Origin of the sequence: Agromyces zhanjiangensis (assembly GCF_040496055.1) — a bacterium.
Classification (GTDB): Bacteria; Actinomycetota; Actinomycetes; order Actinomycetales; family Microbacteriaceae; genus Agromyces; species Agromyces zhanjiangensis.
The window spans coordinates 140,912-161,464 of the sequence record NZ_JBEPKB010000005.1 but is presented as its reverse complement, the minus strand read 5'-3'; the positions used below and the strand labels follow the sequence as shown (position 1 = coordinate 161,464).

Annotated in this window: 20 protein-coding genes and 1 tRNA gene; 4 read left to right on the top strand and 17 right to left on the bottom strand. The window is 72.1% G+C overall.

Annotation, left to right across the window (positions count from 1 at the left end; all coding sequences use genetic code 11):
* Positions 1-78: 78 nt before the first annotated feature.
* The 8 genes from ABME02_RS11600 to prmC form a co-directional block, all read right to left on the bottom strand.
* Positions 79-870 carry a F0F1 ATP synthase subunit delta gene (locus ABME02_RS11600; RefSeq protein WP_353815490.1) on the bottom strand — a complete coding sequence of 264 codons (792 nt, stop codon included), beginning with the start codon at positions 868-870 and terminating at the stop codon, positions 79-81.
* Positions 871-873: 3 nt separating this feature from the next.
* On the bottom strand, positions 874-1,437 hold the full coding sequence (locus ABME02_RS11595) for a F0F1 ATP synthase subunit B (RefSeq protein ID WP_353815489.1): 564 nt from the start codon (positions 1,435-1,437) through the stop codon (positions 874-876).
* Between the two features lie 28 nt (positions 1,438-1,465).
* Entirely contained in the window at positions 1,466-1,699 is a 234-nt protein-coding gene (gene atpE, locus ABME02_RS11590; RefSeq protein ID WP_022888426.1) for an ATP synthase F0 subunit C, read from the bottom strand.
* A gap of 45 nt (positions 1,700-1,744) precedes the next feature.
* Positions 1,745-2,542, bottom strand: coding sequence for a F0F1 ATP synthase subunit A (gene atpB, locus ABME02_RS11585; RefSeq protein WP_353815488.1), 798 nt, complete (start codon positions 2,540-2,542; stop codon positions 1,745-1,747).
* A 405-nt stretch (positions 2,543-2,947) separates the two neighbouring features.
* Positions 2,948-3,427, bottom strand: coding sequence for a Cg1360 family ATP-synthase-associated protein (locus ABME02_RS11580; protein ID WP_353815487.1), 480 nt, complete (start codon positions 3,425-3,427; stop codon positions 2,948-2,950).
* Positions 3,424-4,722 (bottom strand): MraY family glycosyltransferase, encoded by a 1,299-nt coding sequence (locus tag ABME02_RS11575; protein ID WP_353815486.1) that lies wholly within the window; start codon positions 4,720-4,722, stop codon positions 3,424-3,426. The genes ABME02_RS11580 and ABME02_RS11575 overlap by 4 nt, the downstream gene beginning before the upstream one ends.
* Positions 4,719-5,636: an L-threonylcarbamoyladenylate synthase gene (locus ABME02_RS11570; protein WP_436408263.1), complete on the bottom strand. Its 918-nt coding sequence runs from the start codon at positions 5,634-5,636 to the stop codon at positions 4,719-4,721. The genes ABME02_RS11575 and ABME02_RS11570 overlap by 4 nt, the downstream gene beginning before the upstream one ends.
* Before the next feature lie 60 nt (positions 5,637-5,696).
* The gene (prmC, locus tag ABME02_RS11565; protein WP_353815602.1) at positions 5,697-6,536 is read right to left on the bottom strand and encodes a peptide chain release factor N(5)-glutamine methyltransferase; all 840 of its coding nucleotides are present in this window, start codon (positions 6,534-6,536) and stop codon (positions 5,697-5,699) included.
* A 135-nt stretch (positions 6,537-6,671) separates the two neighbouring features.
* Here prmC and cysK point away from each other — a divergent pair, with 135 nt between their 5' ends.
* A complete protein-coding gene (gene cysK / locus ABME02_RS11560; protein WP_353815485.1) occupies positions 6,672-7,607 on the top strand; it encodes a cysteine synthase A in 936 nt (311 codons plus the stop codon).
* Between the two features lie 29 nt (positions 7,608-7,636).
* Positions 7,637-8,230, top strand: a complete 594-nt coding sequence (gene epsC / locus ABME02_RS11555) for a serine O-acetyltransferase EpsC (RefSeq protein ID WP_353815484.1) — start codon at positions 7,637-7,639, stop codon at positions 8,228-8,230.
* A 47-nt stretch (positions 8,231-8,277) separates the two neighbouring features.
* Here epsC and ABME02_RS11550 read toward each other — a convergent pair whose 3' ends face one another.
* The 9 genes from ABME02_RS11550 to ABME02_RS11510 form a co-directional block, all read right to left on the bottom strand.
* Positions 8,278-8,772, bottom strand: a complete 495-nt coding sequence (locus tag ABME02_RS11550) for a GNAT family N-acetyltransferase (protein WP_353815483.1) — start codon at positions 8,770-8,772, stop codon at positions 8,278-8,280.
* On the bottom strand, positions 8,769-9,845 hold the full coding sequence (gene prfA / locus ABME02_RS11545) for a peptide chain release factor 1 (protein ID WP_353815482.1): 1,077 nt from the start codon (positions 9,843-9,845) through the stop codon (positions 8,769-8,771). The genes ABME02_RS11550 and prfA overlap by 4 nt, the downstream gene beginning before the upstream one ends.
* Positions 9,846-9,848: 3 nt before the next feature.
* Positions 9,849-11,954 (bottom strand): transcription termination factor Rho, encoded by a 2,106-nt coding sequence (rho, locus tag ABME02_RS11540; RefSeq protein ID WP_353815481.1) that lies wholly within the window; start codon positions 11,952-11,954, stop codon positions 9,849-9,851.
* A 262-nt stretch (positions 11,955-12,216) separates the two neighbouring features.
* Complete coding sequence (thrB, locus tag ABME02_RS11535; protein ID WP_353815480.1) at positions 12,217-13,197, bottom strand: homoserine kinase; 981 nt, start codon at positions 13,195-13,197, stop codon at positions 12,217-12,219.
* Complete coding sequence (gene thrC / locus ABME02_RS11530) at positions 13,194-14,291, bottom strand: threonine synthase (protein WP_353815479.1); 1,098 nt, start codon at positions 14,289-14,291, stop codon at positions 13,194-13,196. The genes thrB and thrC overlap by 4 nt, the downstream gene beginning before the upstream one ends.
* Positions 14,288-15,598 carry a homoserine dehydrogenase gene (locus ABME02_RS11525; RefSeq protein WP_353815478.1) on the bottom strand — a complete coding sequence of 437 codons (1,311 nt, stop codon included), beginning with the start codon at positions 15,596-15,598 and terminating at the stop codon, positions 14,288-14,290. Before ABME02_RS11525 ends, thrC begins: the two co-directional genes overlap by 4 nt.
* Positions 15,595-17,010: a diaminopimelate decarboxylase gene (gene lysA / locus ABME02_RS11520; RefSeq protein ID WP_353815477.1), complete on the bottom strand. Its 1,416-nt coding sequence runs from the start codon at positions 17,008-17,010 to the stop codon at positions 15,595-15,597. The genes ABME02_RS11525 and lysA overlap by 4 nt, the downstream gene beginning before the upstream one ends.
* A 210-nt stretch (positions 17,011-17,220) precedes the next feature.
* Positions 17,221-18,027, bottom strand: a complete 807-nt coding sequence (locus tag ABME02_RS11515) for an LmeA family phospholipid-binding protein (RefSeq protein WP_353815476.1) — start codon at positions 18,025-18,027, stop codon at positions 17,221-17,223.
* 10 nt (positions 18,028-18,037) lie between these two features.
* Positions 18,038-19,711: an arginine--tRNA ligase gene (locus tag ABME02_RS11510; protein ID WP_353815475.1), complete on the bottom strand. Its 1,674-nt coding sequence runs from the start codon at positions 19,709-19,711 to the stop codon at positions 18,038-18,040.
* Positions 19,712-19,751: 40 nt separating this feature from the next.
* Here ABME02_RS11510 and ABME02_RS11505 point away from each other — a divergent pair, with 40 nt between their 5' ends.
* Positions 19,752-20,384 carry an iron ABC transporter ATP-binding protein gene (locus ABME02_RS11505; protein WP_353815474.1) on the top strand — a complete coding sequence of 211 codons (633 nt, stop codon included), beginning with the start codon at positions 19,752-19,754 and terminating at the stop codon, positions 20,382-20,384.
* Positions 20,385-20,449: 65 nt separating this feature from the next.
* Positions 20,450-20,522 (top strand) — tRNA-Arg (locus ABME02_RS11500).
* Positions 20,523-20,553: the final 31 nt, after the last annotated feature.

The window sequence follows — 20,553 nt, the reverse complement described above, 5'->3', positions numbered from 1 at the left end:
GGGCCAGGCCCTTTTCTGTACCGCTTGTACAGCTACTGGTGTGTCGCGGCGCAGGACGCCGGTCGTTGTCGTCCGGCGTCAGCCGGCAAGCTTCTGCCTCAGGTCGGTGAGGCGGCTGGCGACGCTGCCGTCGATGACGTCGTCGCCGATCTGCACCCGCACGCCGCCGAGGACCGTGGGGTCGACGACGGAATCGAAGCGGATGCGGCGGCCGGCCTGGGCCCCGAGCGTGCGCTCGAGGCGGGCGATCTGGTCGTCGGTCAGGGGCGCGGCCGAGGTCACCGTCGCGACGTCGAACCCGCGCTGGTCGGCGACGACGGCTGCCGCGCCGCGCAGCATCTCGCCGATGCGGCGACCGCGAGGCGACTGCACCAGGTGGCGGACGATGAGCGTCGTCGCCGGCGCGGCCTTCGAACCGAGCAGCCGCTCGACGAGCGCGACCTTCGCGTCAGGCGAGCCGAGCTTGGAGCCGAGGGCCAGCTCGAGCTCGGCGTCCGACGCGACCGTGCGCTGGAAGGCGTACAGCTCGCCGTCGACCTCCACATCGCCCGCGGCGTCCGCTGCGACCCGGAAGCCGAGGTCCTCGAGCCCGTCGAGGAAGTCGGCCGCCGAGGACCACCGCTGCGACGACGCGCTCACGAGGAGCGACGCCGCGGCGGGGGTCACCCTGCCGCCGAAGACCCGCTTGACGAGCTCGGTCTTCTGGGCGAGGTCGGCCTCCTTGTCGGTGAGGGCCGTCCGCAGCTGCGGGGTGACCGCGATCACCCGGGTCGCGGCGAGGAGGTCGCCGGCCACCGGGAGCTCGGCCCCGCCGAGCGCCGCGAGCTCGGCTCGCGTGCCGGCCAGGGCCTCTCTCGTAGCGCTGCCCATGGGTTACTTCTTCCCCCCTGCGGCGGCCTGCTCGGACGCCTCGAGGTCGGCGAGGAAGCGGTCGACCACGGCCTTGGCCTTGGCATCGTCGGAGAGCGACTCGCCGACGACGCCCGAGGCGAGGTCGATCGCGATGGTGCCGACCTCGGAGCGGAGCGACACGAGCGCCGACTGGCGCTCCGCCTCGATCTGCGCCTGGGCGCTCGCGTTGATGCGGGCGGCCTCGGTCGACGCCTGCTCCTTGGCCTCGGCGACGATCTTCTTGCCGTCCTCGCGGGCGGTCTCGCGGATCTTGCCCGCCTCGGCGCGCGCGTCGGCGAGCTGGGCGGTGTACTCCTCGAGGGCGGCCTCGGCCTTGCGCTGGGCCTCGTCGGCCTTCGCGATGTTGCCCTCGATCGCCTCGGCGCGCTCGTCGAGCAGCTTCTGCATGCGCGGAAGCGCGTACAGCCAGAAGAAGACGAGGATGATGGCGAAGCAGACCGCCGACCAGACGATGTCGTAGGTCGCCGGCAGCACCGGGTTGTGAGTCTCGCCCTCGGTTGCAGCTCTCAGCACTGCGTGAAGCACGTTGGCCTCCTCAGTTGGGACGGGACGATCAGACGAAGATGAAGTAGGTCGCGATACCGATGAAGGCGAGCGCCTCGGTGAAGGCGATACCGATCCACATCAGGACCTGGAGGCGGCCGGCGAGCTCGGGCTGGCGAGCCACGCCCTCGATGGTCTTGCCGACGACGATGCCCACGCCGATGGCCGGGCCGATGGCGGCGAGACCGTAGCCGACCGTTGCGATGTTGCCGTTGATCTCAGCGAGAACGGTGGTTGCGTCCACGTTGGGGTTTCCTTTCTTGGGGTTTCTTCGGGCGGGCGCCCTGGCTCAGTGCTCCTCCGCCACCGCGAGCTGGATGTAGACCGCGGTGAGGAGCGTGAAGACGTAGGCCTGCAGGACGGCGACGAGGATCTCGAACAGCGTGAACACGAAGCCGAAGGCCAGCGTTCCGACGCCGAGCAGCGTGTACCAGCCGCCGAGGTTGAAGATGAAGAACTGCGTCGCCGCGAAGAACAGCACGAGCAGCAGGTGGCCGACGATCATGTTCATCATGAGTCGCAGCGTCAGGGTGACGGGGCGGATGACGAAGGTCGAGATGAGCTCGATCGGCGTGACGATGATGTACACCGGCCACGGCACGCCCGAGGGGAAGAGCGAGTTCTTGAAGAAGTTCTTCGGGCTCTGCTTGATGCCGGCGTAGATGAACGTGACGTACGACACGATCGCGAGCACGAGCGGGACGCCGATGACCGACGTTCCGGCGATGTTCAGTCCCGGGATGATGCCCGTGATGTTCATGAACAGCACCATGAAGAAGATCGACGTCAGGATCGGCAGGAACCGCTTGCCGTCCTTCTTGCCCAGCAGGTCGTCGGCGACGCCGACGCGGATGAAGTCCAGGCCCATCTCGACGATGCTCTGGAATCGGCCCGGGACGATGCGCATGCTGCGCGTGCCGATCCAGAAGACCAGCAGCAGCGCGGCCACGGCGATGAAGCGCACCAGCATGATGCGGTTGATCTCGAAGGCCGTGCCCTCGAACAGAAGGGCGCCGGGGAAGAATTCCTCGATCGACGGCCCGTGGAATTCACCATCATTGGTTTCAGTCGGAACCAGCAGGTTCACAGCGTTAGCTAGCAGCGCTATCTCCTGTTTCGGGGCGTGGAGCGGAGCTCTCGCGTCGACGAACATGGAAACGGTCCGGCGCCCGTGCCGGAGCAGGGCGGAACCGTGGGGGATCGCCCCTACTGTAGCAAGACTTCGGCGCTCCGCCGAATCGCCACACGTCGTAGAACTCGCGGCCGACCGGGGAGCATGCCGATCGGCGCATGCCACGGCGCGTGTCGCTCGGGTCGCCGGACCGCGGCGACCCGGGACGCGCCCCGCCGCCAGGCGGAGGCCATCCTCCGCAGTCCCGGTGCCGAACGCCCCGGAAACGCGAACGCCGCCAGGCGGAGGCCATCCTCCGCAGTCCCGGTGCCGAACGCCCCGGAAACGCGAACGCCGCCCCGTCGGGGGGCGGCGTTCCGGTCAGTCGTCCGAGGGAGGCGGCGGCAACTGCGCGTCGCTCGCGTAGGGCAGTCGCGATCGCGCCACGACGAGGACGTCGACCACGAGCGATCCGATCACCCCGGCCACGATGGACAGGAACAGGACGACCGGGTCGAGCCAGTCGACGCCGCGGAGCAGCACCACCAGCACGATGAAGACGATGAACTTCAGCAGCCATCCGCCGAGCACGATCCCGAAGAAGGCGCCCACGAACAGGTCGGAACCCGCGAAGCGGTTGGCGAGCAGGATGCTCGCGCCCGTGATGCCCATGAACACGACGGCGATGAGCGTGCCGAGGAGCGCGCTCACGAGTCCCTCGGTGCCGGCGAAGACGAGGCCGAGGATGCCGCCGACGACCGCGATGCCGCCGGCGATCGCCACTCCCCAGGTCAGGGCGCGGCGGAGCACCGGGTTCGAGGTCGGCGTACGGTCGGCGGGGTCGCGAGGCGGGGTGGTCATCGGGCTCCTGTGGGGTGCTCGCCCTGGGACGGGCGGTCGGGGACTGGGGTGCGGTCGGCGTCGTCCGCTCGGCGCGGTTCGGCGGCTGCGAGCTCGTCGAACCCGGGCGCCGAGCCGCTGCCCGCGGCATCCGCCTCGGCCGCCACCGTCTGCCGCTTGCGCAGGCCGAGGGGTGCCAGGGTGAGCGCGGCGAGGACGACGAATCCGACGCCGATGAAGAGGAACGCCCAACCGGAGTCGACGCCGAAGTAGACGGGCAGGACGAACGCGAGCAGGCACCCGAACGAGGCGACCGCGGTCCATCCGTAGAAGATGAGCACGGCATGCAGGTGCGAGTGGCCCATGTCGAGCAGGCGGTGGTGCAGGTGCTTGCGATCGGCCGCGAACGGCGACTTGCCAGCCCGCAGCCGACGCACGACCGCGAGGCCGAAGTCGAGCAGCGGGATGAGCAGCACCGCGAACGGGATGATGATCGGGATGAAGGCGGGGAACAGCTCGTCGTTGCCGAGTTGCGAGGGATCGACCTGGCCCGTGACCGCGATCGCGGAGGTGGCCATGAGCATGCCGACGAGGAGCGCCCCGGCGTCGCCCATGAAGAGCTTCGCCCGGTGCCAGTTGAGCGGCAGGAAGCCGGCGCACGCACCCACCACCACGACGGCGAGCAGCGAGGCGAGGTTGAAGTAGTTGGTGGGCGAGGTCTGCTGCACGAGCAGGTACGAGTAGAGGAAGAACACGCCGCTCGAGATGAGGGCGACCCCGGCGACGAGCCCGTCGAGCCCGTCGATGAAGTTGATGGCGTTCATCACGAGCACGATCGTGAAGACCGTCACGGTGGCACTCATCCACGACGAGCCGACGGTGATGCCGCCGTCGGGCCCGCCGATCGGCAGCGAGACGATCGACACGCCCTGCCAGGCGATCAGCCCGGCGGCGATGAACTGGCCGGCGAGCTTGGTGAGCCAGTCGAGGTCCCAGATGTCGTCGGCGACGCCGATCGCCACGATGAGTCCGGCCGCGAGCAGGATCGCGAGGACCTGGAAGGGGTCCTGGAACACGATCTGCAGGTTCGCGAAGCGGGCGATGCCGAGCGAGGAGATCCAGGCGGCGGCCGCGAAGCCGACGAGGATCCCGAGGAACATGGCGATGCCGCCCAGCCTCGGCGTCGGCCGGGTGTGCACGTCGCGCTCGCGGATCTTCGGATAGAGCCGGTACTTGAGGCTCAGCTTCCACACCACCAGCGACCCGGCGAACGTCACGATCGCCGTGACGAGCGCGAGCAGGACGAACAGGGTCATGAGGCGGCGGAGTCCGTCCGCTCGGCGGGAGACGGGGCCGCGTCCGAGGCCGCGTCGACGGATGCGGCGGGCTCGGCGTCGTCGGCGGCCGGCTCGTCGGCGACGTCATCCGCGGGTGACCCGACCGATGCCTCGGCCTCGCCCTCGGGCGCCGTGCCGTCTCCGGGCGTGCCGTCGGCGGGCGCGCCGTCGTCGTCGGAGCCGGTCGGGCCCTCGGCGACCGGCGCCAGCAGCTCCTCCCCCACGACGTCGGCGATCCGCTCGCGCGAGATCACGCCGGCGCGGACGATGCGGAGCACCCCGGTCCCGTCGGCGGCCAGGCCGGTGGCGTCCACGATCGTCGACGACGTGTCGCCCGGCCGTTCCCCGATCGCCTCGTAGCCCGTGCCCGCGGCGCCGCCGTCGAGGTAGACCGACACGCGATCGCCCAGCATGTCGGCGGCCTCGCCCGCGGTCGACGCGGACGGCATGCCCGACAGGTTCGCCGACGACACCGCCAGGGGCCCGGTCTCGGAGAGCAGTTCGAGCGCGATGCGGTGGTCGGGCATGCGGAGGGCCACGGTTCCCCGGGTCTCCCCCAGGTCCCAGTGCAGCGACGGCTGCGCGCGGAGGATGACGGTGAGCCCGCCGGGCCAGAACTCGGCGACCAGCGCGCGCACCGCCTCCGGGACGTCGGCCGCGAGCGCGTCGAGCGTCGGGATGCCCGGCACGAGCACGGGCGGCGGCGAGGTGCGCTCGCGCCCCTTCGCATCGAGCAGGCGCTGGACGGCGGCCGCGCTGAACGCGTCGGCGGCGACACCGTAGACGGTGTCGGTGGGGATGACGACCAGCTCGCCGCTGCCGATGGCGCGACGGGCCAGGCGCATGCCGGCGAGGAGCTCGGACTCGACCGAGCAGTCGTGGATGAGTGTCATGACCGCTCGATTCTAGACGTGACCGAGGTTCGCAGGCTGGGCGAACGGATGCCGCGGCCGTCAGCGGCGCGCGGTCGTGACGCGGTCGCGCCCCGTGAGGTCCCGGTGGTGCGCGACGGCGTGCCATCCGTCGGCCGTCAGGATGCCCGCGATCTCGGCGGACTGCGTCTCCCCGTGCTCGATCAGCAGCGCGCCGCCGGGGTGCAGCAGCACGAGGGCCCGCCGCGAGAGCACCCGCACGACGTCGAGCCCGTCAGGCCCGCCGTAGAGCGCGCGCTCGGGATCGTGCAGGCGGACCTCGGGGTCGCGCGGGATCGCGTCGTCGGGGATGTAGGGCGGGTTCGACGCGACGACGGCGACGCGGCCCTCCAACCCGGGAAGCGCCTCGGCCAGGTCGCCGAAGACGAGTTCGAGGTTGGATGCCGCGACCTCGTCCACGTTCCGCCGGGTCCACGGGAACGCCTCGGGCGAGTTCTCGACGGCCCAGACGCGCGCGTGCGGCACCTCGGTGGCCATCGACAGCGCGATCGCGCCGCTGCCGGAGCCGAGGTCGACGCCGATCGGCTCGGGCTCGGCCGCGGCCCGCAGCGCGTCGATCGCGAGCTGTGCCAGCAGCTCGGTCTCGGGTCGCGGCACGAAGACGCCGGGGCCGACGGCGAGCTCGAGCGACCGGAACGCGGCGCGCCCCGTCAGGTGCTGCAGGGGCTCCCGCCCCGCGCGCCGCGCGACGAGCACGTCGAGTGCTGCGGTATCCGTCGTCGACATCCGGTCGCCGATCACGAGGCGCGCATGGACCCCGCCCCGGGAGAGCCCGAGCACGTGGCCGATGAGGAGGTCGGCGTCGACCTCGGCGTCGGCGATGCCCGCCGCCTGCAGCGCGCGGACCGTCTCGTCGCGCACGTCGCGGAGCGGTCGGCGCGCCGGCTCGTCGTGGGTCGCATTCACGCAATGGAATGTAACCCACTCCCGGCGCGTTCCCGCCCTCCGTATGCTGGTGCGCGGCACGACGCCGCCGTCACGAGAGGGAACGAGATCATGGCCCAGGTCTACGAGAACATCACCGACGTCTTCGGGCGCACCCCGCTCGTCAAGCTGAACCGCGTCACGGATGGCGCGGGCGCGACCGTGCTCGCCAAGCTCGAGTTCTACAACCCGTCGGCCAGCGTCAAGGACCGCCTCGGCATCGGCATCGTCGACGCCGCAGAGGCCGACGGCTCGCTGAAGCCCGGCGGCACGATCGTCGAGGGCACGAGCGGCAACACGGGCATCGCGCTCGCGATGATCGGCGCCGCGCGCGGCTACCGGGTCGTGATCGCCATGCCCGAGACGATGTCGAAGGAGCGACGCGCGCTGCTGCGCGCCTACGGCGCCGAACTCGTCCTCACCCCGGGCTCCGAGGGCATGAAGGGCGCGGTCGCCCGTGCCGAGCAGATCGCCGCCGAGACCCCCGGCGCCGTGCTCGCGCGCCAGTTCGAGAACCAGGCGAACGTCGACGTCCACCGGCGCACCACCGCGGAAGAGGTGTGGGACGACACCGACGGCGGCGTCGACATCTTCGTGTCGGGCATCGGCACGGGCGGCACCCTCTCGGGCGTCGGCCAGGTCCTGAAGGAGCGCAAGCCCGAGGTGCAGATCGTCGGCGTCGAGCCGCTCGAGTCGCCGATCCTCAACGGCGGCCAGCCGGGACCCCACAAGATCCAGGGCATCGGCGCGAACTTCGTGCCCGCGATCCTCGACCGCGACGTCTACGACGAGATCATCGACGTGAACATCGACCAGGCCGTCGCGACCGCCCGTCGCCTCGGCGTCGAGGAGGGCATCCTCGGCGGCATCTCGTCCGGCGCCACCGTGTACGCCGCGACCCAGCTCGCCCAGCGCCCCGAGAATGCGGGCAAGACGATCGTCGTGATCCTCGCGAGCTACGGCGAGCGCTACCTCTCGACCGTGCTCTACGAGGACCTGCTGGACTAGCGGCCCAGGCGATCTGGTTGACTGGACGGGTGGGAATCCTCGGCCGCCTCAGGGAAGACATCGCGACGGCCCGGTCCCACGACCCCGCCGCGCGGAACCGCATCGAGATCGTGCTCGCCTACTCGGGCCTGCACGCGATCTGGGCGCACCGGCTCGCGCACCGCATGTGGCAGGTGCCCCTCCTGCGCCTCCCGGCCCGCGTGGTCTCCCAGCTCGTGCGCTTCCTCACCGGCATCGAGATCCACCCGGGCGCGACGATCGGCCGCCGGTTCTTCATCGACCACGGCATGGGCGTCGTGATCGGCGAGACCACGATCGTCGGCGACGACGTGATGCTGTACCACGGCGTGACGCTCGGCGGGAAGGCGCCGCGGGGCGCTCCGCGCGGCGCGAAGCGCCATCCGACGCTCGGCGACGGCGTCACGGTCGGCGCGGGCGCGAAGGTGCTCGGCGACATCGAGATCGGCGCCGGCAGCGCGATCGGCGCGAACGCGGTCGTCACGCGGGGTGCTCCCCCGCACTCGCTGCTCGTCGGGATCCCCGCGGTCGCGAAGCCGCTGTCGCCGGCGACGGCGGATGCCGCGCGCGGCATGCACGACTGGCACGTCGACTTCCACATCTAGGCGCGCCGCGACGACGGATGCCGCGGCGTCCGTCGGCGCACGCTCGCTCAGAGCGGCAGGAACATCACGTGCAGGCCCACGCGACCGTGGCGGGGCGAGCGGAACGCCCCGGGGACGGTGCCGACGACCTCGAACCCGACCGATCGCCACAACCGGACCGCGACCTCGTTCGACGCGACGACGGCATTGAACTGGATGCCCTCGTAGCCCTCGCGCCGGTGCCAGTCGACGACCCAGTCTGCCAGCGCGCGGCCGACGCCCGCCCCACGCGACCCGGATGCGACCATGAACGAGGCCGTGCCGATGTGGTCGCCGGGCCCGGGCCGGTTCGGCCCCATCTTCGCGGTGCCGACGATGCGCCCGTCGGACTCGGCGACGACGGTGAGTCCGGGCGGGGCCTCGATCCAGAGCGACCGGGCCTCGGCGGACGCGAGCGGCATCGGGTACGCGTAGGTCTCGCCCTCTCGGACGACCTCGTCGATGATCGCGAGCACCGCCGGCCAGTCGCCCTCGGCGAAGGGCCGGATCGAGGGTCCGGTCACTGGTCGCCGAGGTCGGCGAGCCGCGCCTCCTCGTCGGCGTGGATCGCCGACTCGATGATCGGCTCCAGCGAACCGTTCATCACCTGGTCGAGGTTGTACGCCTTGTAGCCCGTGCGATGGTCGGCGATGCGGTTCTCGGGGAAGTTGTACGTGCGGATCCGCTCGGAGCGGTCCATCGAGCGGATCTGCGACTTGCGCGCGTCGGATGCCGCGGCCGCGAGCTCCTCCTGCTGGCGCGCGAGGAGCCGGGCCCGCAGCACCCGCATCGCCGCCTCGCGGTTCTGCAGCTGCGACTTCTCGTTCTGCATCGCGACGACGATCCCGGTCGGGACGTGCGTGATCCGTACGGCCGAGTCGGTCGTGTTGACCGACTGGCCCCCCGGACCCGACGACCGGTAGACGTCGATCTTGAGGTCGTTCTGGTTGATCTCGACCTCTTCGGGCTCGTCGACCTCGGGGAAGACGAGCACGCCGGTCGTCGACGTGTGGATGCGCCCCTGCGTCTCGGTGACGGGGACGCGCTGCACGCGGTGCACGCCGCCCTCGTACTTCAGGTGCGCCCAGACGCCCTGCGACGGGTCGGAGGCGTTCGACTTGATCGCGACCTGGACGTTCTTGTAGCCGCCGAGGTCGGACTCGTCGCGCTCGAGGAGCTCGGTCTTCCACCCCTTCGACTGCGCGTACTGGATGTACATGCGCAGCAGGTCGGCCGCGAAGAGGGCGCTCTCGGCGCCGCCCTCGCCGCCCTTGATCTCCATGATCACGTCCCGGCCGTCGTCGGGGTCGCGCGGGATCAGGAGCCGTCGCAGCTTCTCCTGCGCCTCGGCGAGGTGCTCCTCGAGTCCGGGGACCTCCTCCGCGAACGCCTCGTCCTCCTTGGCGAGCTCACGCGCGGCCTCGAGGTCCTCCTCCGCCTGCCGCCACGCGTCGTGCGCGGCGACGATGCGGCTGAGCTCGGCGTAGCGCCGGTTCACCCGCTTCGCGCGCGCGGCGTCGGCGTGCAGCGCCGGGTCGGCCAGCTCGTCCTGGAGCGAGGTGTGCTCGGCGATCAGCGCCTGGACGGACTCGAACATCGATCAGCGGTGGTCGGACTCGTGGCCGTGGCCGTGTCCGTTCCCGTTGCCGCCCACCGGAGCCGACTTCTGCATGAGGAGCAGGAACTCGGTGTTCGACTGCGTCTCGCGGAGACGACCCAGCACGGCCTCGAGGGCCTGCTGGGGCTCGAGGCCGGCGAGCGCACGACGGAGCTTCCACGTGATCTTCACCTCGTCGGGCGAGAGCAGCATCTCCTCGCGACGCGTCGACGACGCGTTCACGTCGACCGCCGGGAAGATCCGCTTGTCGGCCAGGTGACGCGAGAGCCGCAGCTCGGAGTTGCCCGTTCCCTTGAACTCCTCGAAGATCACCTCGTCCATCTTCGAGCCCGTCTCGACGAGCGCGGTGGCGAGGATCGTCAGCGAGCCGCCGTTCTCGATGTTGCGCGCCGCACCGAAGAACCGCTTCGGCGGGTACAGCGCCGACGCGTCGACGCCGCCCGAGAGCACGCGGCCCGAGGCGGGCGCGGCGAGGTTGTACGCACGGCCCAGGCGCGTGATCGAGTCGAGCAGAACGACCACGTCGTGGCCGAGCTCGACGAGGCGCTTCGCGCGCTCGATCGCCAGTTCGGCGACCGTCGTGTGGTCCTCCGCCGGGCGGTCGAACGTCGAGGCGATGACCTCGCCCTTCACCGTCCGCTGCATGTCGGTGACCTCCTCGGGGCGCTCGTCGACGAGCACGACCATGAGGTGGACCTCGGGGTTGTTGATGGCGATGGCGTTCGCGATCTGCTGCAGCACGATCGTCTTGCCCGCCTTCGGCGGCGCGACGATGAGGCCGCGCTGGCCCTTGCCGATCGGGGCGACGAGGTCGATGATGCGCTGCGTCAGCTTCGTCGGCTCGGTCTCGAGGCGGAGGCGGTCCTGCGGGTAGAGCGGCGTGAGCTTCTGGAAGTCCACGCGCGCCGCGGCCTCGTCGGCCGTCTGGCCGTTGACCGAGTCGATCTTGACGAGCGCGTTGTACTTCTGGCGGCCGCTGCCCTCGCCCTCGCGGGGCTGCTTGATCGAGCCGACGACCGCGTCGCCCTTGCGCAGGTGGTACTTCTTCACCTGGCCCAGCGAGACGTACACGTCGCTCGGTCCGGGCAGGTACCCGGTCGTGCGGACGAACGCGTAGTTGTCGAGCACGTCGAGGATGCCGGCGATGGGGATCAGCACGTCGTCGTCAAGGATCTCGGGCTCGACCTCGTCGCCCTGGCCCTGACCGCGGCGCTTGCGGTCGCGGTACCGGTTGCGGCGACCGCCGCCCTCGCCGTCGGCCTGCTGCTGGTCGCCGCGGCCCTGCTGGCCGCGACCGCCCTGCTGGTCCTGCTTGCCCTTCTCGGCGTCGCCGCCCTGGCGGCCCTTGTCGGAGTCGGACTGGCGGCCCTTGTCGCCCTCGGCCTGCTCGTCGGCGCGGCGTCCGCCCGGCTGCTGGTCGGCCTTCTGGCCCTCGCCGCGATCGGCGCCGCCGCGGCGACCGCGGTTGCGGCTGCGGCCCTGACGCTGCTCCTGCGCGGCCTGGTCGGCCTTGCCGTCGCCATCGGACGCGTCGTCGGCCCGGCCCTCGCCGGCGTCGCCCTTCCGGCCCTCGGCCGTGGCGGCGGCGAGCTGCTCGCGAACGGCGGCACGTGCGGCCTCGCGGGCCTCGTCGTCGGAGGAACCCGTGGAGGGCGCCTCGTCGGCCTGCGCGTCGGCGGGCACGAGGTCGACGCCGGTCGCGCCCGCGTTCGCGTGGGCGGCGGCGGCCGTGGCGCTCGTGGCGCGGCGCGGCTGGCGGCCGCGACGGACCGGCTCGGCCGCGGGCGCCTCGGCGGCCTGCGTCTCGACCGCGGGCTCCACTGCGTCGGCCGGCACGTCGTCAGCCGACGCGGGCGCCTCGGCGGGGGCCTCGGCCGTCGGCGCGGCGGCGGGCTCGACGACGTCGTCGGCCTCGACGGCCGCGGAGCCGTCGGTGTGGGCGGAGATCAACTCCACGAGTTCTCCTTTTCGGCGCTTCGATGCGCCCGAGATGCCGAGCGAGGACGCGAGCTCCTGGAGCTCGGCGACCTTCATGGTCGACAGGCGGGCGGCGTCCACGCGCTCCGCGTGGTCGGTTCCGTTGGTCACTGGGATTGTCCTTTCCCCTGGCCAGGCATTGGGGGTTGGCCGAGGAGAGCTGATCGCGGCACGTCGCAGACGTGCGCACGAGGCGCAGATCTGCGCGATGGCGAAAGCATGAGATGCCGGGAATCGCACCGAACGGCGACGACGCAGGTGATGCAGCGCCTACCGGGTGCGGGTCTCAGTCTAGCACCCGGCCGTCGGCGGTCCGACCACGCGCCACGCCCGCCGACGCGGATCGCGAGGCCGGTTCGCCCGCGTCGGCGACTCAGGTGCCGTCGTCGGGCGTCACGGTCGCCCCGAGGAAGTCGACCGCGAGCGGGAGGGCCTGCCAGGCGGTGTCGGCCGTCTCCTCGACGAGGCGCGTGGCATCCGCTCGCTCGCTCGGATCGCTCGCGAGCACCAGGATCGACGGCCCGGCCCCCGAGACGACGGCGGGATGTCCCGCCTCCCGGAGGCGGCGGATGAGCCGGTCGGTCTCGGGCATCGCCTCAGCGCGGTAGTTCTGGTGGAGCTTGTCCTCGGTCGCGGCGAGCAGGAGCTCGGGACTCTGGATCAGCGCCGCGACGAGCAGCGCCGAACGCGAGACGTTGAAGACCGCGTCCTCGTGGGGCACCGACTGCGGCTGCAGGCTGCGTGCGAGCGCGGTGGACATCTCGTGCTCGGGGACCAGCACGAGCGGCGAGACGCCCCGATGCACCATGAGCTTCTTGTGCCGCGGACCGTCGGGCGTGACCCACGCGATCGTGAGCCCCCCGAAGAGCGCGGGCGCGACGTTGTCGGGGTGGCCCTCGAGCTCGGTCGCGAGTTCCAGCAGCCCGTCCGGGGTGATCTCGACCTCGGGCGCGAGCAGGCCCTTGGCCGCCATCACGCCGGCCACGATCGCGGCGCCGGACGACCCGAGTCCACGACCGTGCGGGATGGAGTTGTGCGCGACCAGCCGGATCGGGGGGAGTTCGCGGCCGTGGCGCGCGAACGTGTGCGCCATCGCGCGCACCACGAGGTGGGTGTCGTCGAGCGGAACCTCGCCCTCGCCGACGCCCTGCACCTCGATCTCGAGCCCGGAGCCGATGACCTCGACCTCGACCTCGTCGTAGCGCGCCAACGCGAGGCCGAGCGTGTCGAAGCCCGGCCCGAGGTTCGCCGACGTCGCCGGGACCTTGACGTGCACCTTCCGCCCGAGGAGGGCGTCACCCGACGGCGTCGCCGCCGCCGAGGGCGTCGCCTCCGCAGAGACGGCGGCGCTCATGCGCCGAGCCCCAGCACCTCGGCGACGTGCGCCACGTCCGCGGGGACGACCGTCGGCGCGACCTCGGAACCGTCGGGGCGGCGGAGCGCCCACTGCGGGTCCTTCAGCCCGTGCCCGGTGACCGTGAGGACGACCTTCGCCCCGGCCGGCACCTCCCCGGCCGCGGACCGCTCCAGCAGGCCCGCGACGCTGATCGCGGAGGCCGGCTCGACGAAGATGCCGACCTCGGCGGAGAGGATCCGCTGCGCCTCGAGGATCTTGTCGTCCTCGATCGCGCCGAAGTACCCGTCGGTGAGGTCGCGGGCCTCGAGCGCGAGGTGCCACGAGGCGGGGTTGCCGATGCGGATCGCGCTTGCGATGGTCTCGGGGTTGCGGACCGGCTCGCCGCGCACGAGCGGCGCGGACCCCGCGGCCTGGAAGCCGAACATGCGCGGGAGCCTCGTGGCGTTGCCGGCCTCGATGTCCTCGCGGTAGCCGCGGGTGTACGCGGTGTAGTTGCCGGCGTTGCCGACCGGGATGAAGTGCAGGTCGGGGGCGTCGCCGAGCACCTCGACCACCTCGAATGCCGCAGTCTTCTGGCCCTCGATGCGGTCGTTGTTCACCGAGTTCACCAGGTGCACCGGGTAGTTCTCGGCGAGGTCGCGCGCGATGTCGAGGCAGTCGTCGAAGTTGCCCTGGATCTGGATGAGCTGCGCGTCGTGCGCGATCGCCTGGCTGAGCTTGCCCATCGCGATCTTGCCCTCCGGGACCAGCACGGCGGCCTTGATGCCGGCGTGCGTGGCGTATGCGGCGGCGGAGGCCGACGTGTTGCCGGTCGATGCGCAGATCACGACCTCGGCGCCGCCCTCGACGGCCTTGGTGACGGCCATCGTCATGCCGCGGTCCTTGAAGGACCCGGTCGGGTTCATGCCCTCGAACTTCACCCACACGTCGGCGCCGGTGCGGCGCGAGAGCGCGGGCGCGGGCAGGAGCGGCGTGCCGCCCTCGCCGAGGGTCACGATCGGGGTCGCGTCGGTCACGTCGAGGCGATCGGCGTACTCCCGGATGACGCCGCGCCATTGGCGCGACGGCGCCTTCGTTGCCTGGTGGTTCACTCTGCTCCTTCGACTCGGATGACGGATGCGACCGAGGTCACGACGGGGCTGTCGGCGAGCGCGCGCACCGTCTCGGCGAGCGCGGACTCACGCGCCTCGTGGGTGCCGATCACCAGCGTAGCCCGGCCGTTCTCGTCGTTGATGGTCTGCTCGAGCTCACCGACCGAGACGCCGTGGTCGGCGAACACGTGGGCGATCGTCGCGAGCACGCCGGGCTGGTCGGCGGCCTCGAGCGTGATGGCGTAGCGGGTCGTGATGCGGCCGATCTCGAGCACGGGCAGCTCCGCGTGGGTCGACTCCGCCGTGCCCGGGCCGCCGAGCACGTGGCGGCGCGCGATCGCGACGAGGTCGCCGAGCACGGCCGAGGCGGTCTGCACGCCGCCCGCGCCGGCGCCGTAGAACATGAGGGGGCCGGCTGCGGCGGCCTCGACGAAGACCGCGTTGTTGGCGCCGTGCACCGCGGCGAGCGGATGGCTCCGGTGCACCATGGCCGGGTAGACGCGCGCTGAGACGCCCTCCTCCCCCGTCTCGGGGTCGGCGAGGCGCTCGCAGATCGCGAGGAGCTTGACGACGTAGCCCGCGCGCCTGGCCGACTCGACCTGCGCGGCGGTGACGCCCGTGATGCCCTCTCGGTGCACCTTGTCGACGGGCACGCTCGTGTGGAACGCCAGGCTGGCGAGGATCGCGGCCTTCTGCGCGGCGTCGTAGCCGCCGATGTCGGCCGTCGGGTCGGCCTCGGCGTAGCCGAGCTCGGTGGCCGTCGCGAGCGCGTCCTCGAGCGACGCCCCCGTGGTGTCCATCCGGTCGAGGATGAAGTTCGTCGTGCCGTTGACGATGCCGAGGATGCGGTCGATGCGGTCGCCCGCGAGGCTGTCGCGGAGCGGCCGGATGATGGGGATGGCGCCGCCGACGGCGGCCTCGTACGACAGCTGCGCCCCGACCTGCTCCGCCGCGGCGAACAGCTCGGGGCCGTGGGTGGCCAGCAGCGCCTTGTTGCCCGAGACGACGTCGGCGCCCGAGGACACGGCCTTCAGGATGAGCGTGCGGGCCGGCTCGAGCCCGCCCATCAGCTCGATCACGATGTCGGCGCCGAGGATCAGCGACTCGGCGTCCGTCGTGAGCAGTTCGCGCGGGAGCGCGACGTCGCGCGGGGCGTCGACGTCGCGGACGGCGATGCCGACGAGCTCGATCCTCGCGCCGATGCGATTGGCGAGCTCGTCGCCCTGCTCGAGCAGCAGCCGGGCGACCTGCGAGCCGACCGAGCCGGCGCCGAGCAGCGCCACGCGGATGGAACGGTATTCGATCATGCGGTGACTCCGTGTGCGTCATCGTCGTGGTCGGACAGCCCGGCGTCGCGGGCGAGGAGGTCCTCCTCGCTCTCGCCGCGCACGATCACGCGAGCGGCGCCGCCGGAGACGGCCACGACCGGCGGTCGTGGCACGTGGTTGTAGTTGGACGCCAGCGACCAGCAGTACGCGCCGGTCGCGGCGACCGCCAGGAGGTCGCCGGGGGCGACGTCGTGGGGAAGCCAGTCGTGGTCGACGACGATGTCGCCGGACTCGCAGTGCTTGCCGACGACGCGCACGAGCGCGGCGGGCTCGTCGGAGGCCCGCGACGCGAGGCGGACCGTGTACGAGGCGCCGTACATCGCCGTGCGGATGTTGTCGCTCATGCCCCCGTCGACCGACACGTAGTGGCGCCAGCCCTCGTCGGTCGGCACGGGCTTCACGGTGCCCACCTCGTAGAGGGTGATCCCGGCGGGGCCGATGATCGAGCGTCCGGGCTCGAACGCGAGTCGCGGCACGGGCACGCCGAACCGCTCGCTCGCCGCGGCCACCGCTCGCGCGATGCCGTCGGCGATCTCCTCGATCGGGGCAGGCTCGTCGGCCTCCGTGTAGGCGATGCCGAACCCGCCGCCGAGGTTGAGCTCGGGCACCGCGGCGACCGCCGACAGCTCGGCGTGCACGGCGAGCAGCCGCTCGGCCGACTCGGCGAACCCGGCGGCGTCGAAGATCTGGGACCCGATGTGGCAGTGCAGGCCGACGAAGTCGAGCGAGTCGTGCGAGCGGATGTCGGCGACGACGCGCTCGGCGTCGGGCAGCGCGATCCCGAACTTCTGGTCCTCGTGCGCGGTGGCGAGGAACTCGTGCGTCGACGCGTGCACGCCCGAGTTGACCCGGAGCCGCACGCGCTGCACGCGGCCGGCGCGCGCCGCGGCATCCGCGACGCGGAGCACCTCGACCTCGCTGTCGATGATGATCGTGCCGACGCCCGCGGCGACCGCGCGCTCGATCTCGCGCACCGACTTGTTGTTGCCGTGGAATCCGATGCGACCGGGGTCGGCACCCGCGGTGAGCGCGACCGCCAGTTCGCCGCCCGTCGCCACGTCGATCGCGAGCCCCTCGTCGGTCATCCAGCGGACGACCGCGCCGGAGAGGAAGGCCTTGCCGGCGTAGTAGACGGTCGCCGAGGTGCCGATGGAGGCCGCGGCACGCTCGAACGCGGCCCGGGTGCGTCGCGCGCGCGAGCGCGCGACCTGCTCGTCGACGACGTAGAGGGGCGTGCCGAATCGGCGGGCGAGGGACTCGACGTCGACGCCGCCGACGACGATCCGCCCGGACTCGTCGCGGTGCGCGCCCTCGGGCCACACCTCCGGGTCGAGCGCGTTCGGTTCCGCGGGCGCGCCGCGCAGCGCGTGGACGGATGCGCTGGAAGACACGGGGAAACCTCACGGACGATGGAACGACGGATCGCTCGGACGGCGAGCGAACCCGGATCGGTTCCTGAAGCCTCGGTGCGGACCGCCCTTGTGGGGCGGCGTACGGGCGAGTCTACCGACGCCCGGCGCGGTGGCCGAATCGACGACGACGCCGGGCGTCTCGGGAGCCGTCCGGGCGCAGGGACACCGCGCGGGCCTCGCGCGGGACGGTCAGCCGCAGGCGCCCGTGGTCGCGAGGGTCTCCTCGGCGAGCGGCAGCCCGCTCGCCTCCAGGCGCACGGTCACGAGGTCGGGTTCGACGTCGATGCCGGCCACCTCGACCCCCTCGGGCAGGCGATCGGCGACGCAGATCGGGAACGGGTCGCCGCCGAGGATTCGGTCGACGAGTCCCGATGCGTCGAAGCTGCCGCCGACCGCGTCGATCTCGGCCGCCACGGGCCGGAGCAGCACGCGATCGCCCGCGGCCTCCGGTTCGGCGGTGATCGAGAAGCCGATCGGGATGCCGAGGAAGGCGACCTCGTCCCCGTACGCCACGGTCCCCTCGCCGAGCGTCAGCCCGCCGGTGATCCCCTGCGACGCGGCGATCTCGTCGACCGCGTCGCCGTCGATCGACGCCTCGACCTCGCCGCGCTCGAGCGTCCCGCCCTCGGCGAGCGGCACGCCGTACGCGGTGACGGTCACGTCGACCGGGATGCCGTTCACGACGAGGTCGGGCGCGGTGGCGACCATCTCGTCCATGCTCCCGGTCATCGCCTGCCAGAGCGCGGAGAACCCGCGGATCTCGACGTCGACCTCGCCGTCGACCCCCGCGGGCAGCGACCGTTCGATCGAGTCGGCGACGTTCCGCTCCGCGATGCCGCGACCGACGGTCTCGACGAGGACGAGCAGCGCGGCGATCACCGCGAGCAGGACGAGGACGACGCCCACGACCCGGCCGCCGCGGCGGGAACGGCGCGGCGCGGCATCCGCCCCGCCCAGGGGCTCGACGGGAACGGTCTCGGCGTCGCGCGAGGTCATGCGGGCGAGGCTACATGCGCTCGGGCGCCGACACGCCGAGCAGGTCGAGGCCGTTGCGGATGACCTGCCCCGTCGCGTCGTTCAGCCAGAGGCGCGTGCGCTGGAGGTCGCCGACCGGTTCGTCGCCGAGCGGGAGGACGCGGCAGTTGTCGTACCAGCGGTGGTAGAGGCCCGCGAGCTCCTCGATGTAGCGCGCGATGCGGTGCGGCTCGCGGAGCTCGGCCGCCTGCGCGACGATGCGCGGGAACTCCTGCAGGGCGCCGAGCAGCGCCGACTCGGTCTCGTGCACGAGCAGCTCGGGGGCGAACGACGATCGGTCGACTCCCGAGGCGTGGGCGTTCCGGGCGACCGCCGACGTGCGCGCGTGCGCGTACTGCACGTAGAAGACGGGGTTGTCGTTCGTCCGACGACGCAGCTGCTCGGGGTCGATCGCGAGCGGCGAGTCCGCCGGGTACCGGGCGAGCGTGTAGCGGAGCGCATCGGTGCCGAGCCAGGCCTGCAGGTCGTCGAGCTCGATGATGTTGCCCGCGCGCTTGGACAGCCGCGCGCCGTTGATCGACACGAGCTGGCCGATGAGCACCTCGATGTCCTTCTCGGGGTCGTCGCCGGCCGCGCCCGCGAGCGCCTTCAGGCGGTGCACGTAGCCGTGGTGGTCGGCGCCCAGCAGGTAGACCTTGTGCTCGAACCCGCGGTCGCCCTTGTCGAGGTAGTAGGCGGCGTCGGCCGCGAAGTACGTGTAGACGCCGTTGGCGCGTCGGATGACGCGGTCCTTGTCGTCGCCGAAGTCGGTCGTGCGGACCCAGACCGCGCCGTCCTCGTCGAACACGTGCCCCTGGGCCCGCAGGCGCTCGACCGCGGCGTCGATCGCGGAGACGCCGTCGTCGTCCTTCGCATGCAGGGCGCGCTCGCTCGTCCACACGTCGAAGTGCACGTTGAAGCGCTCGAGCGACGCCCGGATCTCGGCGAGCTGCAGCTCGTAGGCGATCTCGCGCGCGGTGTGCAGCGCGACCTCGTCGTCGAGGTCGAGCAGGTGCGGCTCGCGCTCGAGCACGCGCCCGGCGAGGTCGGCGATGTACTGGCCCGGGTAGCCGTTCTCGGGCGTCGGCTCGCCCTTGGCGGCCGCGATCACCGAGGCGCCGAAGTTGTCCATCTGGTTGCCGGCGTCGTTGATGTAGTACTCGTTGGCGACCCGGGCCCCGGCGGCGCGCAGGACGCGGCCGATGGAGTCGCCGAGCGCGGCCCAGCGGGTGTGCCCGATGTGCAGCGGACCGGTCGGGTTCGCCGAGACGAACTCGAGGTTGATCACGCGCCCGGCGAGCCGGTCGCCGTGGCCGTACGCGGCGCCGGCGTCGACGATCGCCTTCGCGAGCGCACCCGCGGCCGCGGCGTCCAGCCGGATGTTGATGAAGCCGGGACCGGCGACCTCGGCGCTCGCGACGCCGTCGACCTCGGCGAGGCCCGCGGCGAGCTCGTCGGCCAGCTCGCGCGGGTTGGCGCCGAGCGGCTTGGCGATGCGCAGGGCGATGCTCGAGGCCCAGTCGCCGTGCTCGCGGAGCTTCGGGCGCTCGAGCGTCACGGCGTCGGGGGCGAGGCTCAACTCGACGTCGGCGCCCGCCTCGCGTCGTCGTGCGACCAGGGCGATGACGAGGTCGAACAGGGCACGCGAGAGGTCGGCGGGAGTCACTCGAAGATCCTACCGGGCGCCCGTTGCTATCGTTTCCCGCATGCCGCGCCCGAACGCCCACCGCCCCCGTCTCCGCCCGGTCGTGCTCGCGGCGGCGAGCGCGACCGCGCTCGCCCTCGCCCTGTCGGCCTGCACCGACCCCGCGGCCTCGCCGGCGGAGACCTCGGCGCCGCCCGCCGCGAGCGGAACGGCGGCCGCGACGGCCCCGGCCGAACCGACCATCGAGCCGGAGCCGACGGAGGAGCCCATCCCGTTCGAGGTCGCGTGCGAGGAGATCCTCACGGCCGACCAGGTGTACGCGTTCAACCCGAACTACGGGACCGCGCCCGACTACGCCCCGTCCGCGGCGACGATCACCGACGTGGTCGACGCGTCGGGGACGGCGTGCGGATGGAGCAACCAGACGAGCGGCGAGGTGATCGAGGTGGGCGTGGCCTCGCTCCCCGAGCACGCCTACGAACTGCAGGTCGGCGATGCGGCGATGCGCTCCAACCCGGTTCCCACGTACGGCACGCCGCCCGAGGTCGAGGGCTTCTTCCGGCAGTCCGGCGGCGTCGGACAGGCCCAGGTGTTCGCCGACGGCTACTGGATCGTCGTCGAGTCGCCCGTGCTGTTCGAGCCGGGCGACGCCCAGGGACTCGTCGCCGACGTCATCGCGAACGTCGTCGGCTGAGCCGCCAGCAGGGCGTCCGGCGTGCGCCGGGCGCCCCGCGCAGGTGGTAGTGTTTCCTGCTGTGCGCCTCCGTAGCTCAGGGGATAGAGCGCCGGTTTCCGGTACCGTAGGTCGGGGGTTCGAATCCCTCCGGGGGCACGTCGTGAAGAGCCCGGTCCACTCAGCCAGC

Bases quoted from the DNA above. Each gene is read 5' to 3' on its own strand.
- ABME02_RS11505 (WP_353815474.1), top strand. From the start codon at position 19,752: ATGCCGCGCCCGAACGCCCACCGCCCCCGTCTCCGCCCGGTCGTGCTC.
- ABME02_RS11575 (WP_353815486.1), bottom strand. From the start codon at position 4,722: ATGACCCTGTTCGTCCTGCTCGCGCTCGTCACGGCGATCGTGACGTTC.
- ABME02_RS11525 (WP_353815478.1), bottom strand. From the start codon at position 15,598: ATGATCGAATACCGTTCCATCCGCGTGGCGCTGCTCGGCGCCGGCTCG.
- ABME02_RS11580 (WP_353815487.1), bottom strand. From the start codon at position 3,427: ATGACCACCCCGCCTCGCGACCCCGCCGACCGTACGCCGACCTCGAAC.
- ABME02_RS11515 (WP_353815476.1), bottom strand. From the start codon at position 18,027: ATGACCTCGCGCGACGCCGAGACCGTTCCCGTCGAGCCCCTGGGCGGG.
- prfA (WP_353815482.1), bottom strand. From the start codon at position 9,845: ATGTTCGAGTCCGTCCAGGCGCTGATCGCCGAGCACACCTCGCTCCAG.
- ABME02_RS11600 (WP_353815490.1), bottom strand. From the start codon at position 870: ATGGGCAGCGCTACGAGAGAGGCCCTGGCCGGCACGCGAGCCGAGCTC.
- cysK (WP_353815485.1), top strand. From the start codon at position 6,672: ATGGCCCAGGTCTACGAGAACATCACCGACGTCTTCGGGCGCACCCCG.
- ABME02_RS11570 (WP_436408263.1), bottom strand. From the start codon at position 5,636: ATGACACTCATCCACGACTGCTCGGTCGAGTCCGAGCTCCTCGCCGGC.
- thrB (WP_353815480.1), bottom strand. From the start codon at position 13,197: ATGAGCGCCGCCGTCTCTGCGGAGGCGACGCCCTCGGCGGCGGCGACG.